Raw genomic sequence first — 16,648 nt, forward strand, 5'->3', positions numbered from 1 at the left:
GTCAGCATCTAGCAAGCTAGATCTGTTACCGCTCGACTTGCATGTGTTAGGCCTGCCGCCAGCGTTCAATCTGAGCCATGATCAAACTCTTCAGTTTACAATCATTGTGATCCTTACTCGCCACTCGAAAGTGACAAAAGCGGATCAAACTTGGCTCAAGGTTCAAACGAATTCATTTCAATTTACATTGTCATGACCGCTTGCCTTGATATTTGGTGATTTGTCACCAACGTCAGCAAGCGCCCACATGAATTACCTGATCAAATTGTTAAAGAGCGGTTTCGCTGTCCTGGTTACTGTAAAAGCAACCTGGCGAGCCGTTGACTTGGCTTGCCTCAGCGAGGAAGGCGTATTCTACGCATTTCCTGGTGGTTGTCAACCGCTGTGTTTAGCGGCTGAAGCGAGCGATGAAACTTGCGCTAACTTCCTGACAAACCAAGGCTTTTACACCTCATGCACCGCTGGTAACGCTTGGCGTCCCCGGCAGCGGATGCGTACTTTACGGTTTCGCGGCCGGGTTGGCAAGAGGTTTATTAAAATGAGTAGGAAAAAGTTTCAGTTCTTAGGTTTTGCTTTGCGCATTACGGCTAACACAGGCCCTGAAGCTACATAAGTACCAAACAGTAGTAGCAGCATTACTGAAGGTTCAACCGAGATCATCACAAACGCCAACACAATGGCTAACAGCACAACAAAAGGCACCGGCTTTTTAAAATCGAGATCTTTAAAGCTGTAATAACGGATGTTACTCACCATCAGTACGCCTGCTGCTGCCACCACTACCAACATCAACAGTTTGAAACCAAAGGCATCAGCGTCAAAGCTATGGAAAGTCCATACACTCGCGGCTACCAGCGCTGCGGCAGAGGGGCTCGGCAAGCCGATAAACCATTTTTTATCCACGCTGCCAATCTGCACATTGAAGCGCGCTAGGCGAAGCGCGGCACAGGCAACATAGAGAAAGGCGACTACCCAGCCGGTTTTACCGATGTCCTGCAGAATCCAGGTAAAAGCGACTAATGCAGGCGCCATCCCAAACGAGATCATATCCGCCAAGCTGTCGTATTCGGCCCCAAACTCACTTTGCGTATTGGTCATTCGCGCAACACGGCCATCCAAGCCATCCAGTACCATTGCAATAAAGATCGCCACGGCAGCTGAGGTAAACTCACCATTAATGCCAGCGACAACCGCAAAGAAGCCAGCGAAAAGCGCTGAAGTGGTAAATAAATTAGGAAGTAAATAGATACCACGACGGCGAATCTTTTTGCCGTCTTCAACCGTCTCTTCAACCACTTCGGTTTCACGTAAGAAAGCAGCCGCCAAATCCTCGTTGCCAACTACTTCTGATTGATCAGCACTGTCTTGCTGTTCAGCCTCATCAGGCTGGCCTGGATTTGACTGATCAGAGTTTGAGTGCTCTTGATCGCGAGCGTCCTGTGTCATAGGTTTCATCCATTAAAAGTGAAGTCACGGGAACCGTAGTCGCTTTCATTCTACACGGTGAGTGCCACTCAGCCAGCCAATTGCTGCATTGTGGGGGCTGACGTCAACGAGCATTAACAGGCTAATAATTAAAAAGCGCCGCTCTGGGAAAGGAGCGACGCTTATGTTTAGGTGCTTGCTTTTAAGGGCTAGCTGTAAAGGCTGCGTACTTTCGGGCTTAGAGCGACAAAACCTTATCACCCCGGGCAATCCCCGAAACACCCGTACGGGCAACTTCAAGAATCCCCACCGGCGCCATGGCCTGAAGGAAAGCATCGAGCTTGCCCGCATCGCCGGTGATCTGCACCGTGTACAGGCTTGGCGTCACGTCGACGATCTGCGCACGGAAGATATCCACCGTACGTTTCACTTCATCACGCGCCGCACCAAGCGCCTTCACCTTCACCAACATCAATTCGCGTTCGATATGGTTACCTTCGGTGAGATCCACCAGCTTCACCACATCAATCAGCTTATTAAGATGCTTGGTGATCTGTTCTATCACCCGGTCATCGCCCACGGTAGTCACCGTTAAGCGCGACAGCGATGGGTCTTCCGTTGGGGCAACATTCAGCGTTTCGATGTTGAAGTTACGCTGGGAAAACAACCCGACTACACGTGACAGCGCACCCGGTTCGTTTTCTAACAGAATCGAGATGATATGACGCATCAGGTACGCTCCGTTTTAGACAGCAGCATGTCGCGCATGGCACCTAGCGGTACCTGCATCGGATAGACGTGCTCAAAGGGGTCGACCTTCACGTCAAGAAACACCAGTTCATGCTTATCAGCAAACGCACGCTCTAGCGCTGGCTCAAGCTCGTCAAGCGTATTGACGGTAATCGCGGTGAACCCATATGCCTCAATCAACATATGGAAGTCGGGCAGCGACTCCATATAAGAATGTGCGTGACGTGACTTATAGTTCAAATCCTGCCACTGACGCACCATGCCCAGCGATGCATTGTTAAGATTAACGATCTTAACGCCCACCCCGTACTGCTTACAGGTAGAGAGCTCTTGCATCATCATCTGGAAGCTGCCTTCACCGGTGACGCACACCACATCATCATCCGGGTAGTTCTGTTTAATACCCATCGCAGCAGGGAAGCCAAAGCCCATGGTGCCCAAACCACCGGAGGTAATCAGCCGGTTGGGTTTGTCGAACTTGTAGTACTGAGCAGCGAACATCTGGTGCTGACCAACATCAGTCGTCACATAAGCTTCACCCCGCGTAACACGGCAGAGTGCTTCGATGACTTCCTGTGGCTTCAGCGCTTCGTCGGGCTTGGATCGCTCATAAAGCTTGCCTTCACGGTCGGCGCGCCAGCCGTCAATCTTCTCCCACCACTCCGTTAGTGCTTCAGGATGCGCAATGTTATGCCCCTGCACCAAGCTGATCATCTCATTGATAACGCTGGAAGCCGGGCCAACGATGGGCACATCGGCACGTACCGTTTTAGAGATCGAGCTTGGATCGACATCAACGTGAATGATTTTAGCTGTCGGGCAGAACTTCGACGTGTTATTGGTGACCCGGTCGTCAAAGCGCGCCCCAATGGCAATAATCAGGTCGGCGTGATGCATGGCCATATTCGACTCATAAGAGCCGTGCATACCTAGCCAGCCCAAGCACTGTCGATCACTTTGCGGATACGCGCCAATGCCCATCAACGTAGTGGTAATCGGATATCCCAACTGTTTAACCAAGTCAGTCAAGCCTTCGCTGGCTTTGCCCGTCACCACGCCCCCGCCGGTATAAAACACCGGACGCTTGGCTTTAAGCATCATTTCGACGGCTTTCTTGATCTGACCGGTATGGCCGCGGGTTACCGGATTGTACGAACGCAGTTTGACCTTTTTCGGGTAAACGTATTCGTAGCGCTCCGTGGGAGCAGTCATGTCTTTTGGGATATCGACCACCACCGGGCCGGGGCGACCGGTCGACGCCAGGTAGAACGCCTTTTTCAACACTTCCGGAATTTCAGACGGGTGACGGATTGAGAAGCTATGCTTCACGATCGGGCGTGTCACACCGACGATATCGGTTTCCTGGAAGGCGTCTTCACCAATCAGGTGGCTGGCCACCTGGCCACACAGCACTACCATGGGAATGGAATCCATGTAGGCGGTGGCAATACCAGTCACGGCATTCGTGGCACCGGGGCCTGAAGTGACGAGCACGCAGCCCGCTTTGCCCGAGGCGCGAGCATAGCCATCGGCCGCGTGAGTAGCCGCTTGTTCGTGACGCACCAAAATGTGCTTCACCTTGTCCTGGCGGAAGAGTGCATCGTAAATATGCAGCGCTGCACCGCCGGGGTAACCATAAATGTATTCGATGCCCTCATCTTGCAAGAAGCGGGCGATCATATCTGCGCCGGAAAGCAGTTCCACTGTATTTCTCCCCTGGAGGTCTCGAGTGCGATCCGTACCCACACGGGCACGGTGTCGAGTGCGGCGGTATGCCGCTGCCGGCCCTTGCCGGCACCTGATGCCAAACCCTGGCAGATGGCCCGGTTAGGGCCTGCACTCTTATCACGGCAGTTCGCCGTGTCGGGGCGTTGGCCAGGTTGGACGGTTAGCCCAAGCCCGGAAGTCCTTCGGCGGGTAGAGGCCTTCGCCTACCCTTCGCGCGGGGATTAGGGGTTGCCCGTTGAGTCCGCGCCCGCAAATCAGGAACCGACAAGATTCCATTAGCGCCCTCAGCCTGTCAACCTCCGATCGGGCCAAACGCAACAAAGGTCGCAAGAAGCCATTAAAAAAGCCCCGCCAGCAACGCTAGCAGGGCTTTTTCCCTATTCAATTGCGCAAAAATGCGTTGCCAATGATTAGCTAAACACCAACTTGCCTTCTTCTGCCGTGATATGAATGGTATCACCGGGGGTAAATTTACCCCCCAGCAGGTCTTGCGCCAGCGGGTTTTCAATACGGCTTTGAATCGCCCGTTTGAGTGGCCGCGCCCCATAGACAGGGTCAAAGCCGACTACCGCCAATTGCGCCATGGCTTCAGGACTGACCTCTAGCTTCAGGTCGTGCTCAGCCAGGCGCAACTTCAAGCGCTCCAGCTGAATACCGGCAATCGCCTGGATCTGTTCTTGCCCCAGTGCGTGGAAAACCACCACTTCATCAATACGGTTAATCAACTCAGGCCGGAAGTGGTTACCCACCACCTCCATGACCATGTTTTTCATTACTTCATAGTCGCTATCATCTCCCCCCATGCGCTGGATAATATCCGAGCCCATGTTGGAGGTCATCACGATCACGGTATTGCGGAAGTCCACCGTGCGCCCCTGCCCATCGGTCAAGCGGCCATCCTCCAGCACCTGTAGCAGGATATTGAAGACATCCGGGTGCGCTTTTTCCACCTCATCCAACAGCAGCACCGAATAAGGCTTGCGCCGTACGGCCTCGGTTAAGTAGCCGCCCTCTTCATAGCCGACGTAGCCAGGAGGGGCACCGATCAAACGAGCCACGGAGTGCTTCTCCATAAACTCCGACATATCGATACGCACCATCGCCTCTTCGGTATCGAATAGGAAGTTGGCCAGCGACTTACATAGCTCGGTTTTACCTACGCCGGTAGGGCCGAGGAAGAGGAATGACCCATTGGGGCGATTGGGATCTGAAAGCCCTGCCCGTGAGCGGCGCACTGCGTTCGCCACCGCCTCAACGGCTTCATCCTGCCCGATGACTCGCTCGTGCAGCGCCTCTTCCATACGCAGTAGCTTGTCACGCTCACCTTCGAGCATTTTGGAGACCGGAATACCCGTCCAGCGGGAAACCACTTCAGCGATCTCCTCTTCGGTCACGTTGGAGCGCAGCAATTGGTGGCTTGAGGTATCCGCTTCGCCTTCGCCACTTTCGGCAATTTTCTTTTCGAGTGCTGGAATCTTGCCGTACTGAATTTCCGACATCCGCCCCAGATCACCCTGACGACGCGCCTGTTCTAAATCTAGGCGAGCCTGCTCAAGGTCGGCTTTAAACTGAGCCGCCCCCTGTATACTGGCTTTTTCAGCTTTCCAGATTTCATCCAGGTCTGCGTATTCGCGTTCTAGCTCGTGAATCTGGGCGCTCAAAGCTTCCAAGCGTTTTTTGCTCGCCTCATCGGTCTCTTTCTTGAGCGCTTCTCGCTCCATCTTGAACTGAATCAAGCGGCGATCTAGGCGGTCCATCGACTCTGGCTTTGAGTCCAGCTCCATACGAATACGCGACGCGGCTTCATCAATCAGGTCAATGGCTTTGTCTGGCAACTGACGGTCTGAGATATAGCGCGTCGAGAGCTTGGCCGCCGCAATAATCGCCGAGTCGGTAATATCCACGCCATGGTGTACTTCGTAGCGCTCTTTCAGGCCGCGCAGAATCGCCACGGTGTCCTCTTCGGAAGGCTCATCCACCAACACCTTCTGGAAGCGGCGCTCTAGCGCGGCGTCTTTCTCGATATACTTACGATACTCATCAAGGGTGGTCGCACCGACGCAGTGCAGCTCACCGCGAGCCAGGGCAGGCTTGAGCATATTGCCTGCATCCATGGCGCCTTCGGCTTTGCCTGCGCCGACCATGGTGTGCAGTTCATCGATAAACAGAATTACCCGCCCCTCTTCCTGAGAGAGCTCTTTAAGCACCGCTTTCAGGCGTTCTTCAAACTCACCTCGGAACTTGGCGCCCGCCAGAAGCGAGCCCATATCCAGCGAGAGCACGCGCTTATCTTTTAACCCTTCAGGCACTTCGCCGTTAACGATACGCTGGGCCAACCCCTCGACAATGGCGGTTTTACCCACGCCCGGCTCACCGATTAAAACCGGGTTGTTTTTAGTACGCCGCTGCAGTACTTGAATCGTACGGCGAATTTCGTCGTCGCGACCAATCACCGGATCCAGCTTGCCGTCCAGCGCACGCTGGGTAAGATCCATGGTGTATTTGTTCAACGCTTCACGCTGATCTTCGGCGTTAGCATCGTCCACCGTGGCGCCGCCGCGTAGGCTATTGATAGCCGCTTCGAGGGATTTGCGATTAATACCTGCGTCTTTCAGCAGTTTGGTGAGGGCCGAGTTCATCTCAAGCGCTGCCAGCAGCACTAGCTCACTGGCAATAAACTGATCGCCGCGCTTTTGCGCTTCACGGTCAGTTAAGTTGAACAGCTTGATAAAGTCCCGCGATGGCTGCACTTCACCATCGAACTGGCCTACCTTGGGTAAATTATCCAGTTGCTGTATCAACCCATCGCGCAGACGCGAGGGACTCCCCTCGGCTTTTTCAATCAGGGCTTTAATACCGGTGTCTTTGGTATCGAGCAGAGCCAGCAGCAAATGAGCGGGATCTAGCTGATTATGGCCGCGACCAACGGCCAGTGACTGCGCCTCGGCAATCGCGCTTTGGAGCTTGGCGGTAAATTTATCAAAACGCATGAAATTCCTCCTGGGGGTGCCGTGCGTTTGGACGCACCGCGTAACCCGGCAACTTGTCGTTGAACGTGCTAAACCACGATTAGCTTGACAAGTTAAATGGCGTCAGTTCCATGCTTTTCAAGAGGTGTGTGAACAAACCACTGGTTTAATTGATCCAGATCACACTGGCCATGCGGCCGGTTTTACCGCCATCGCGACGGTAGGAGTAGAATCGCGACTCGCAGGCAGTACAGAAGTGGCCGCCACTTATATTGTTTACGCCTAGTGCTTCCAAACGAAACCGCGCCAACCGGTACAAGTCGGCCATGTAATGACCCAGCCGGTAGGGACTATGATCAAAAGCGTCGGCGATGTCAGGATGCACTGCCACAAAGGCACCATAGACCTCCGGGCCAACCTCAAACTGAGCGTTGGAAATCGCGGGGCCCAACCACACAAGGATGTCCTTGGGATCGGTATTCATTGCAGCAATCGTCGCCTCCAGCACGCCACCTGCCAAACCACGCCACCCCGCATGGGCAACGGCGACCTGGGTTCCAGCGCGATTGCACAGCATGACCGGCAGGCAATCTGCTGTCAGCACCACACAGGCGTACTCATTAGACGTAGCAATGGCAGCATCCGCATCGGCGACGTTAGGTTCAAAAACCTGCTGAACGCGGGCACCGTGGGTCTGATTAAGCCACAGTAGCGGTCGCTCATCCCCGATCTCTTTTTGCAACAGGCGGCGACACAGTGCGACATGGTCGGGGTTATCACCGACATGAGCAGCTGTGTTGAAGGCGGCGAAATCCCCCTGGCTAGGCCCCGATTCACGGGTGGTCACAAAGGCTCTTACATTGGCCGGCGCTGGCCAGTCAGGCATTAAAAGCGTCGGCCTTAAATTAATGGCATCGCTCATCTCATCGTCTCGTTATCTTCGCGCAGGTAATCCAACAACATTAGCAAATCATCGGGGAGATCGACCTGAAAAGTAACAGTTTCGCCACTGACCGGATGCTTGAAAATCAACTTCCGCGCATGTAGCGCCTGACGCGGAAACTCGCGCAATATCTCCTTCAATGGCTCCGCAGCGCCTGGCGGCAACTTGGCACGGCCGCCATACATGGGATCACCAATCAACGGATAGCGAGCATGGGCCATATGTACCCGAATTTGGTGGGTACGCCCGGTTTCTAATTTGCACCGCACATGAGTATGCGCACGAAACCGTTCGACCACACGGAAATGGGTAATGGCTGGCTTACCTGCTGTGGTCACCGCTTGGCGCTTACGATCTTTCGGATGACGGCCAATAGGCGCATCAATGGTACTGCCAGAGACCGGCTTACCAATCACCACCGCGTCGTACTGGCGCGACACGCTGCGTGCCTGCAACTGATCCACCAGAACAGTTTGAGCGGGTAGCGTTTTCGCCACCATCATCAAGCCGGTGGTATCTTTATCCAGGCGGTGAACGATACCCGCACGTGGCACTTCAGCAAGCGCCGGGTGATGGTAAAGCAAGGCATTGAGCAGCGTGCCATCCGGGTTGCCTGCAGCGGGATGAACGACCATACCCGCCGCTTTATTAATGACGATTACCGCGTCATCTTCATACACGATATCCAGCGCGATATCCTGCGCTTCAAAGCGCGTATCGTCTTCGATGGTGGCCTGCAGTGCCAACACTTCATCACCGTGCAGCTTGGCTTTCGGCTTGGCTTGTACGCCATCCACGGTTAATTCACCGGCATTAATCCACGCTTTTAAGCGTTCACGTGAGTAATCGCTGAACAACTCCGCCGCCGCTTGGTCTAACCGCGCACCGGCCAGTGTGGCGGGCACACGCTGCGTGTCTTCAACTATTCGAGACATGAAAAACCTCTTTAAAGCGCGAAAAAACCCCAGCAAGGCGAAAAATCAGCCTCAGCATGGAAAAATCAATATTGACGGCACCTGACGAAACGTCGCTAAGCCTGCGTTTTATGTCGAGGTGTTTTATAGTGGGCGGACTGCGACTTATTCTACCATTTCTACTTATGGCCATCGCCGCTTTTTGGTGATTGAGGCTTGTTTGCAACGAGGATGAAGATGCGCGTTTTTTCAGCTGCCAACCGCTTTGGTGCTCTAGCCCTAAGCCTTGCCCTTTTAGCGGGCTGTGCGAGTAACGACACCAGTGAAGAAGAGGAAGATGAATTTGCTGGGGTGCAGGAGCGCGAGCTCTATGAATTGGCCCGCACGGCCTTAGACAGCAACCGCTACCCGATCGCGATTGAGCGTTTAGAAGCGCTCGATACACGCTACCCTTTTGGCGCCCATGCTGAGCAGGCACAGCTTGAGCTGATCTATGCCTACTATGAAAATAGCAATTGGGAAGAAGCCCGGGCAGCGGCCAGCCGCTTTATTCGCCTTCACCCCGACCACCCCCAGGTAGACTACGCCTACTATCTTCGCGGCCTTTCGGCGTGGCAAGCAGGCCGCTTCAGCTTAGAGCGCCTGCGCTTGATCGACATCTCCAAGCGCGATTTGGGCGCCTCGCGGGATGCCTACAATGATTTCCGCGAGCTGATCCAACGTTACCCGCAGAGTGAATATGCGCCGGATGCCCAGCAGCGCATCGTCTACCTACGTGAGCTAATGGCCCGCCATGAACTGCATGTCGCCGATTACTACCTACGCCGCGGGGCCTATTTGGCAGCGGTTGAGCGTGGCCGCTGGGTCGTCGAAAACTATCCTGAATCAAGCGCCACCCGGGATGCCCTAGCCACCATGGTAGAAGGCTATCAAGGCTTGGACATGGATGATCGCGCCAATGAGGTGTTAGCGGTACTGCGAGAAAACGCGCCTGATCATGAGCAGTTAGAAGGCAGCCGCTTTGTTCCGAAACACTTAGGTCAAAATGATTAAGCCTTTGCCCAGCTAGTATCGATAAAAAACACTACAGCAGTTAGCTATCAAACCACGCCTCGGCGTGGTTTTTTATTAGTAATTTGCCCTCTCTTTTGATTTCAAAGAAAAAAATGCAATCTAGCTATACACATTGTACAAACAATATTTATTTTCTATACAAAAATTGTACAACACTATATAGTTAGTCCGTCTTTAATAATAAAGCGTCTTAACGGCGCCTGAGGGAGCACTCAATGTCACTTCTTAACGCCGATTCCAGCAACACCAAAATAAGCACGCGTTTAACATTCGGTTTTTCTGCCCTACTCGGGCTGCTGGTTTTGCTAACAGCCGTAGGCATCTACCAAGTCAATCAGATTGATCGCGACTTAACCACCATCAACGATGTTAACGGCACCAAGCTGGGGTTTGCTGTGGATATGCGTGGAAGCGTGCATGATCGCGCGATTGCCCTGCGCGATATAGTGCTTACCCAAGACGATAGCAGAGTAGATGCGTTACTCAGCGAAATGGAAAGCCTTAGCAGCGATTACGTCACAGCGTCGGAAGGCGAGCACCAAGTGACTAACGAGTATCCTAGTGGTCAGGAAGAGCAAAACATTCTTGCTAGTATCGACTCCCAAGCCGCCACCACACTGGCGCTAACGCAGCAAGTTATAAAGTTGCGTCAAGCTGATCAATTTGCTGATGCAGAGACACTCCTACTTGAAGAAGCGGGCCCTGCTTACGCCGAATGGCTTAATCGCATTAACCAGTTCATCAACCTTCAACAACAGTTGAATGACGCCACCACAGCGACCGCACGCGACACCGCCTCCGGCTTTCAGATGCAGATGCTGGGGCTAACACTGTTCGCTTTACTGGTTGGCGGTCTGATCGCGGTGTTTTTATCCCGCCAGCTGCTACGTGAATTGGGTGCCGAACCCCACGAAGTCAAAGCATTCGCAGAAGCAATTGGTCGCGGCGAGTTAACCAGCCAGGGTAAGCTCAAGAAGGGAGATACCCGCAGCATTATGGCGTCACAGGTTGCCATGGCGCAGCAGTTACAAACCATTGTGACTCAGGTACGTGCCTCGGCGGAGGCGGTGGCCAGCAACAGCGAGCAAATTGCGGAAGGCAATAACGACCTCTCTTCACGCACTGAGCAGCAAGCGAGTGCGCTGGCCGAGACAGCTTCCGCCATGGAGCAGCTCAATAGTACCGTTACCCTTAATGCCGAGAACGCAGCGCAAGCCAGTCAAGAGGCCACGAGCGCTTCTCGCACCGCCACCCGCGGCGGCGACGCGGTGCATCAAGTGGTCGACACCATGAACGAGTTGAATAAAAGCTCACAGGAAATCTCGGGCATCATTTCGACGATTGATGCCATCGCCTTCCAAACCAATATTCTGGCCCTTAACGCTTCGGTCGAAGCGGCCCGCGCTGGCGAACATGGCCGTGGCTTCGCGGTCGTGGCTGAAGAAGTTCGCAGGCTTGCCCAACGCAGCGCTGACGCTGCGCGGGAAATAAACAATATGATCTCAAAAAATCTGGAACGGGTTAACCACGGCAATGAACGCGCCGAAGAGGCCAGCAAATCAACCGTTGAAATCGTGGCGGCTATTGAGCGCGTCAATAGCATTATGAAAGAAATTAGTAATGCCAGTGCCGAGCAGAGTACTGGCGTGCAAGAGGTAGGTAGAGCAGTGACCGAGATGGATCACGTGACCCAACAGAACGCGGCTCTGGTACAAGAGAGCGCCACCGCCGCCAACAACCTGCGTCAAAACGCTCACTCTCTGCTGCATGCCATGGAAGTCTTCAAGCTGCCCGAATCCCCCCAAAACGTACAGGCGCCGCGTACCGCATTGGCACCTGTGCGTGCTCATTCGTCTAATACGATGGGTACACTGCCTGCTGCAAAAGCTCAGCAGGCCGAACCTGAGTGGGAAAGTTTTTAAGATACCTCAACAGCGTCTTTATGAATCGCTAAGTTTGATCACGCGCCGGGCTGCCAGCCATTAACAATCGGGTAGCGGCGGTCCCGGCCAAAACCGCGTGGCGTCACCCGCACGCCAATCGGGGCTTGGCGGCGCTTATACTCGCAGCGGTCGACGAGCTTAACCACTTTATAAACGTCTTCCTCGTCAAAACCAGCGGCAATAATTGCCTCAGCGCTCATATCGCCTTCAATGTAGCTGACTAAGATCGCGTCGAGCACATCGTAATCGGGCAAGGAATCGCTATCTTGTTGATCAGGCGCCAGCTCGGCACTAGGTGGCCGCTCGATCACCCGCTCAGGAATGGCAGGTGATTGCGTGTTGCGCCAGCGGGCAAGACGATAAACCCAGGTTTTATACACATCCTTAATAGCGTTATAGCCGCCCACCATATCGCCATACAGCGTGGCATAGCCCACCGCCATTTCGCTCTTGTTGCCGGTGGTCAGCACCATCAAGCCTTTCTTATTGGAAATCGCCATTAGCAGCACACCGCGGCAGCGCGACTGCAGGTTTTCCTCGGTGGTATCGCGTTCCGTACCGGCAAAACTTTCAGCAAGCGTCCCCATAAAGGCTTCGACCATGGGCTCAATCGGCATGATCTCGTAGTGCACTCCGAGCATATTGGCCTGCTCTGCAGCGTCCTGCTTGGAAATATCCGCCGTGTAATGATAGGGCATCATCACCGCCTGCACTCGTTGAGGGCCCAGTGCGTCAACCGCAATCGCCAGCGAAAGCGCGGAATCAATGCCGCCGGAAAGCCCCAGCACCACACCATCAAAACCGCTCTTGTTGACGTAATCGCGCAGCCCGGTCACGAGCGCACAGTAAAGGCTCTCTTCCGGCTCTACCTCCGGGTCAATCTCTCCGGCTTGGGGTTCCCACACCGTCGCGCTGGTTTGCAAAAACTGAACCGGCATCAGGCCTGCCTGCCAATACGGTGCCAGCACCTGTAACTCACCGCTGGCGTTAACGCAGCAAGAGCCTCCATCAAAGACCAGTTCATCTTGGCCACCGATGGTGTTCACATACACAATTGGAAGCTGCGTATCCTGGGCGTGTTTCTCCAACAAGCGCAGCCGTTCCGCGGGCTTGTCCTGGTGATAGGGCGAGGCGTGCAAGGAGACCAGCACCTCCGCACCCGCTTGCGCGGCGGCCTTAACCGGCGCGCCATCCCATAGGTCTTCGCAGATCACGATGCCCAGCTTGGCGCCTTTATGCTCATACACCAGCGTTTCAGTGCCGGGCGTGAAATAGCGCTGCTCATCGAACACTTGGTAGTTAGGCAGCGCCTGCTTGGCGTATTCAGCTTCCCACTGGCCGTTGTAGAGCACCCCAGCCAAGTTGTAACAACGGCCTTCGCGAACCCCTGGGTAGCCAATAATCACCAGCACGTCGCGGGCAACTTTTGATGCCATTAGCGCGCGAGCTTCACGTAGGCGGGTTTCCATTGAGGGGCGCAGCAGCAAATCTTCCGGCGGGTAGCCCGACAAAAAAAGCTCAGGAAAGACAACAATATCTGCCCCATGCTCAATCCGTGCTTCACGCACTGCTTCAATCGCGCGTGCGGCGTTGCCGGGAATATCCCCGACCAGAGGATCGAGTTGGGCCATTACCAGCGTTAAGTCTTGCATGGGCGTTAAAATCTCTTGAGAATCTTTAGAATAGGATTGCACCGACATACACGCATTGTCCCGCAAGGGCCGCCCGCTAGCAAAGGCCGTGCGACACTCCTAACGCTTATATCCCCATTTCGGGAGAAAAATAAGGATGAATCTATTGATCATTCGGTTGATTATCTTCGCTGTTGTCTTCTATGCCGGTTTGAAGCTCTACGGCATCTACCGCCAACGCAAACTCGAACATGAGGAGCAGAGTAAACACGTTAATCGCCACGAGGGTGGCAAAATGGTGCGCTGCCGCTGGTGCGAGGTCCACGTTCCTGAAGAAGAAGCGCTACGCGAACAAGCCCAGTGGTTTTGCTCCAGCGCCCATCGCGACCGTTTCCTGCAAGAGCAGCAGGATAAAGACGACGCGCCTTAAGCCTGAATAAGCCGTTCGGGCGTGGGCTGGTAAGGCGCGGGGTCGATTAATGGCTCGCGCCCCAGCAGTTGATCCGCCAATAAATGGGTCGATGCAGGCGCCAGCACTAAGCCGTTACGATAGTGCCCCGCATTAATGTATACGTTAGGCCATTCTTGAAGGGCACCGATGAAAGGAACACCCGCCGGCGAACCAGGGCGAAGCCCGGCCCATTGATGCGCTATCGGGCAGGTTGCCAAGGCAGGCAGAATGGCTTCGGCGCTGTGCTTTAGCGATGCCAGTGCTGCCGCGTCGGTGGTCTTATCAAACCCAGCTTCCTCTAACGTAGAGCCGACCAACAGCAACCCGTCTGCACGCGGAATAATATAACGCCCATCTTTTAACACCACACGCTGCACTAACCCCTTGGGTGCCTGGTAAGCGATCATCTGCCCTTTTACCGGCCTTACCGGCAGCTGCACATTCAGCTGCGCCAATAGTTGAGCAGTCCAGGCACCGCCACACACAATGATTCGCCCAGCCGTTATTGGCCCCTGTGCCGTCATCACACCTTCGACGTTACCCTCTTTTTGAAGAAGCCCACTGACCTCGCACTGCTCTCTCAGTGTTACCTGAGGCATCGCCGTTAACCGCGCCTTCAACGCTTTGGCTAACCGTGGGTTACGCACACTGCCCAGGGTCGGCATCCATAGCGCGCTGTCGCCCGCCATTGCAACGCCAGGCTCTTTGGTGTGGACGAAATCTGCCCCTACTCGCTCTAGCGGCTTGCCCAGTTGGCGCGCCCAGCGCAGGGCTTTATCGGCGTCATCTACGTTCAGGTAGAGCAGCCCCTTTTGGCGATACTCAGGATCAATACCTGTCTCTTCCAACAGCCGCAAAGCCAACGAGGGGTAAACACCTTCTGACCAGCGTGATAATTGCGATATCGCAGCGTCGTATCGCCACGGATAAAGCGGTGAGACGATACCGCCACCGGCCCACGAGGCCTCTTTACCACACTCGCCACGCTCGACCAGCGTGACCTGTTGACCCGCATCGGCTAGCTGCAGCGCCGTCATCATGCCGATCACGCCGCCACCAATAATTAAGAAATCGCTCACAACATTGTCCGTTTTGGCTTACATAAAAAATAGTGACTATCACCTAGGCTGATTAAGCCGCCAGCTGATCATGGCCGTTGACACCGGGCACTGAGCATAGCGCGGGCAATAACAAGGTCAAGTAAGGAGAGGCGATGAACGATGGCCATAACGGCACACGCACGCTACCTGAAAGCGGGTTTACGTTGCTTGAGCTACTGATCACACTGCTGTTAGTTGGCATTATAGCCGCCTGGGGGCTGCCTAATTTTCAAGCACTAGGTGAGCGAACCGCGCAGACCAGCGAAATCAATCGATTACAAAGCGCGTTTTCATTAGCGCGCAATACGGCCATCAGCCAACGTCGCCAGATCACGCTTTGCCCGGCGACTGAAGACCGCACGGCATGCAGTAGCGAATGGGGCGGTGAGCTTATGATCGTAAAGGGGGATCAAACAGATAACGTTCAAGCCGACGATATTTTGCGCGTTATGCCTGCCGAGCGAGGCACACAAGTAACTTACAGCCGGGGCTGGTCGCGCATTCGCTACAGCTCATTGGGCTATACCAGCGGTTATAACGGCAGTTTTGCTATTTGTTCAGGCAACGGTGCCGAAGAGTCGCAGGGGAAAAAGCTAGTACTGAGCCAGCTGGGGCGTCTGAGAATCGATGAAGCGCCTATCGATTGCTAGGCGCTTCAGAGCAGAGTGCGACGTTACCCGGCAATGCCGTCTAAATAACGCTCGGCATCCAGCGCTGCCATGCAGCCGCTACCGGCAGAGGTGATCGCTTGGCGATAAATGTGATCCATTACATCACCGCAGGCAAATACGCCCGGCACGCTGGTCGCGGTGGCGTTGCCTTCAAGCCCAGAGTGCACCTTGATGTAGCCGCCGTTCATGGCTAACTGACCTTCAAAGATGCCAGTGTTGGGGCTATGGCCAATGGCGATAAACAAACCAGGCGCATGGATCTCTTTGCTGGCACCATCTTTGGTGGACTTAACTCGCACCCCAGTAACGCCCGAGTTATCGCCGAGTACTTCCTCAACTTCCTGGAACCACTCAAGGACGATCTTGCCGGCGGCGGCTTTCTCAAGCAGTTTATCCTGCAGAATCTTTTCTGCCCGCAGCGTATCCCGGCGGTGGACCAGCGTTACCTTGGAAGCGATGTTAGAGAGATAGAGCGCTTCTTCCACGGCGGTATTACCACCCCCGACGACAATGACTTCCTGATTGCGATAGAAAAAGCCATCGCAGGTCGCGCAGGCAGAAACCCCTTGGCCCATAAACTGCTGCTCGGTGGGCAAACCCAGGTAACGCGCACTGGCACCGGTGGCGACAATGAGCGCATCGCAGGTATAAATGCCGCTGTCGCCTTTCAACGTAAAGGGTTTTTCGCCTAAGCTGACCTCATTGATATGGTCAAACAGCACTTCGGTATTAAAGCGTTCAGCGTGCTGTTTCATGCGCTCCATCAATTCAGGGCCTTGAACACCTTGCGCATCGCCCGGCCAGTTATCGACATCCGTTGTGGTGGTCAATTGTCCACCCGCCTGGATACCGGTGATCAGCAATGGCTTCAAGTTTGCCCGTGCGGCATACACGGCGGCCGTATAGCCTGCCGGGCCGGACCCAAGAATAATCAAACGCTCATGACGAGTTTCCATGACACCACCTTGTAAAGATCTGACTGATAGCTGTATTGAGAGCTGTGTAAAAGCTTTATAAAAAATTAGGCACAGAGTCTGCCTGAAATGGTG

At 54.4% G+C, this 16,648-nt stretch carries 13 protein-coding genes and 1 rRNA gene; 4 read left to right on the forward strand and 10 right to left on the reverse strand.

Going from position 1 to position 16,648, the window contains the following annotated elements:
* The 7 genes from V8L71_RS17460 to rluD form a co-directional block, all read right to left on the reverse strand.
* Positions 1-97, reverse strand: a 16S ribosomal RNA gene (locus V8L71_RS17460); the annotation flags it as partial.
* Positions 98-555: 458 nt separating this feature from the next.
* On the reverse strand, positions 556-1,455 hold the full coding sequence (pssA, locus tag V8L71_RS17465) for a CDP-diacylglycerol--serine O-phosphatidyltransferase (protein ID WP_422822707.1): 900 nt from the start codon (positions 1,453-1,455) through the stop codon (positions 556-558).
* Between the two features lie 208 nt (positions 1,456-1,663).
* Positions 1,664-2,155: an acetolactate synthase small subunit gene (gene ilvN / locus V8L71_RS17470; RefSeq protein WP_007113940.1), complete on the reverse strand. Its 492-nt coding sequence runs from the start codon at positions 2,153-2,155 to the stop codon at positions 1,664-1,666.
* Positions 2,155-3,879, reverse strand: a complete 1,725-nt coding sequence (locus tag V8L71_RS17475) for an acetolactate synthase 3 large subunit (RefSeq protein ID WP_336274930.1) — start codon at positions 3,877-3,879, stop codon at positions 2,155-2,157. Before V8L71_RS17475 ends, ilvN begins: the two co-directional genes overlap by 1 nt.
* Positions 3,880-4,313: 434 nt before the next feature.
* A complete protein-coding gene (clpB, locus tag V8L71_RS17480) occupies positions 4,314-6,893 on the reverse strand; it encodes an ATP-dependent chaperone ClpB (RefSeq protein ID WP_101146383.1) in 2,580 nt (859 codons plus the stop codon).
* Between the two features lie 145 nt (positions 6,894-7,038).
* Positions 7,039-7,794, reverse strand: coding sequence for a peptidoglycan editing factor PgeF (gene pgeF / locus V8L71_RS17485; RefSeq protein ID WP_336274931.1), 756 nt, complete (start codon positions 7,792-7,794; stop codon positions 7,039-7,041).
* Positions 7,791-8,750, reverse strand: a complete 960-nt coding sequence (rluD, locus tag V8L71_RS17490) for a 23S rRNA pseudouridine(1911/1915/1917) synthase RluD (protein ID WP_008959220.1) — start codon at positions 8,748-8,750, stop codon at positions 7,791-7,793. Before rluD ends, pgeF begins: the two co-directional genes overlap by 4 nt.
* 216 nt (positions 8,751-8,966) lie before the next feature.
* On the opposite strand from rluD, the gene V8L71_RS17495 reads away from it, so the two are divergent.
* Complete coding sequence (locus V8L71_RS17495; RefSeq protein ID WP_336274932.1) at positions 8,967-9,782, forward strand: outer membrane protein assembly factor BamD; 816 nt, start codon at positions 8,967-8,969, stop codon at positions 9,780-9,782.
* Positions 9,783-10,018: 236 nt separating this feature from the next.
* Entirely contained in the window at positions 10,019-11,725 is a 1,707-nt protein-coding gene (locus V8L71_RS17500) for a methyl-accepting chemotaxis protein (protein ID WP_336274933.1), read from the forward strand.
* A gap of 38 nt (positions 11,726-11,763) precedes the next feature.
* On the opposite strand, the gene V8L71_RS17505 is transcribed toward V8L71_RS17500, so the two are convergent.
* Positions 11,764-13,398, reverse strand: a complete 1,635-nt coding sequence (locus V8L71_RS17505; RefSeq protein WP_336274953.1) for an NAD+ synthase — start codon at positions 13,396-13,398, stop codon at positions 11,764-11,766.
* Between the two features lie 136 nt (positions 13,399-13,534).
* Between V8L71_RS17505 and V8L71_RS17510 the strand changes: the two genes are divergently transcribed.
* On the forward strand, positions 13,535-13,807 hold the full coding sequence (locus V8L71_RS17510; protein ID WP_336274934.1) for a PP0621 family protein: 273 nt from the start codon (positions 13,535-13,537) through the stop codon (positions 13,805-13,807).
* Here V8L71_RS17510 and thiO read toward each other — a convergent pair.
* Positions 13,804-14,907: a glycine oxidase ThiO gene (gene thiO, locus V8L71_RS17515; RefSeq protein ID WP_336274935.1), complete on the reverse strand. Its 1,104-nt coding sequence runs from the start codon at positions 14,905-14,907 to the stop codon at positions 13,804-13,806. The genes V8L71_RS17510 and thiO overlap by 4 nt on opposite strands.
* Positions 14,908-15,041: 134 nt before the next feature.
* Between thiO and V8L71_RS17520 the strand changes: the two genes are divergently transcribed.
* Entirely contained in the window at positions 15,042-15,578 is a 537-nt protein-coding gene (locus tag V8L71_RS17520) for a GspH/FimT family pseudopilin (RefSeq protein ID WP_336274936.1), read from the forward strand.
* A gap of 23 nt (positions 15,579-15,601) precedes the next feature.
* On the opposite strand, the gene trxB is transcribed toward V8L71_RS17520, so the two are convergent.
* Entirely contained in the window at positions 15,602-16,555 is a 954-nt protein-coding gene (gene trxB / locus V8L71_RS17525; protein ID WP_336274937.1) for a thioredoxin-disulfide reductase, read from the reverse strand.
* Between the last annotated feature and the right edge of the window lie 93 nt (positions 16,556-16,648).

This window comes from Vreelandella indica (assembly GCF_037070225.1).
GTDB classification, from domain to species: domain Bacteria; phylum Pseudomonadota; class Gammaproteobacteria; order Pseudomonadales; family Halomonadaceae; genus Vreelandella; species Vreelandella arctica.

Bases quoted from the DNA above. Each gene is read 5' to 3' on its own strand.
- pssA (WP_422822707.1), bottom strand. From the start codon at position 1,455: ATGAAACCTATGACACAGGACGCTCGCGATCAAGAGCACTCAAACTCT.
- ilvN (WP_007113940.1), bottom strand. From the start codon at position 2,155: ATGCGTCATATCATCTCGATTCTGTTAGAAAACGAACCGGGTGCGCTG.
- clpB (WP_101146383.1), bottom strand. From the start codon at position 6,893: ATGCGTTTTGATAAATTTACCGCCAAGCTCCAAAGCGCGATTGCCGAG.
- pgeF (WP_336274931.1), bottom strand. From the start codon at position 7,794: ATGAGCGATGCCATTAATTTAAGGCCGACGCTTTTAATGCCTGACTGG.
- rluD (WP_008959220.1), bottom strand. From the start codon at position 8,750: ATGTCTCGAATAGTTGAAGACACGCAGCGTGTGCCCGCCACACTGGCC.
- V8L71_RS17495 (WP_336274932.1), top strand. From the start codon at position 8,967: ATGCGCGTTTTTTCAGCTGCCAACCGCTTTGGTGCTCTAGCCCTAAGC.
- V8L71_RS17500 (WP_336274933.1), top strand. From the start codon at position 10,019: ATGTCACTTCTTAACGCCGATTCCAGCAACACCAAAATAAGCACGCGT.
- V8L71_RS17505 (WP_336274953.1), bottom strand. From the start codon at position 13,398: ATGCAAGACTTAACGCTGGTAATGGCCCAACTCGATCCTCTGGTCGGG.
- V8L71_RS17510 (WP_336274934.1), top strand. From the start codon at position 13,535: ATGAATCTATTGATCATTCGGTTGATTATCTTCGCTGTTGTCTTCTAT.
- V8L71_RS17520 (WP_336274936.1), top strand. From the start codon at position 15,042: ATGAACGATGGCCATAACGGCACACGCACGCTACCTGAAAGCGGGTTT.
- trxB (WP_336274937.1), bottom strand. From the start codon at position 16,555: ATGGAAACTCGTCATGAGCGTTTGATTATTCTTGGGTCCGGCCCGGCA.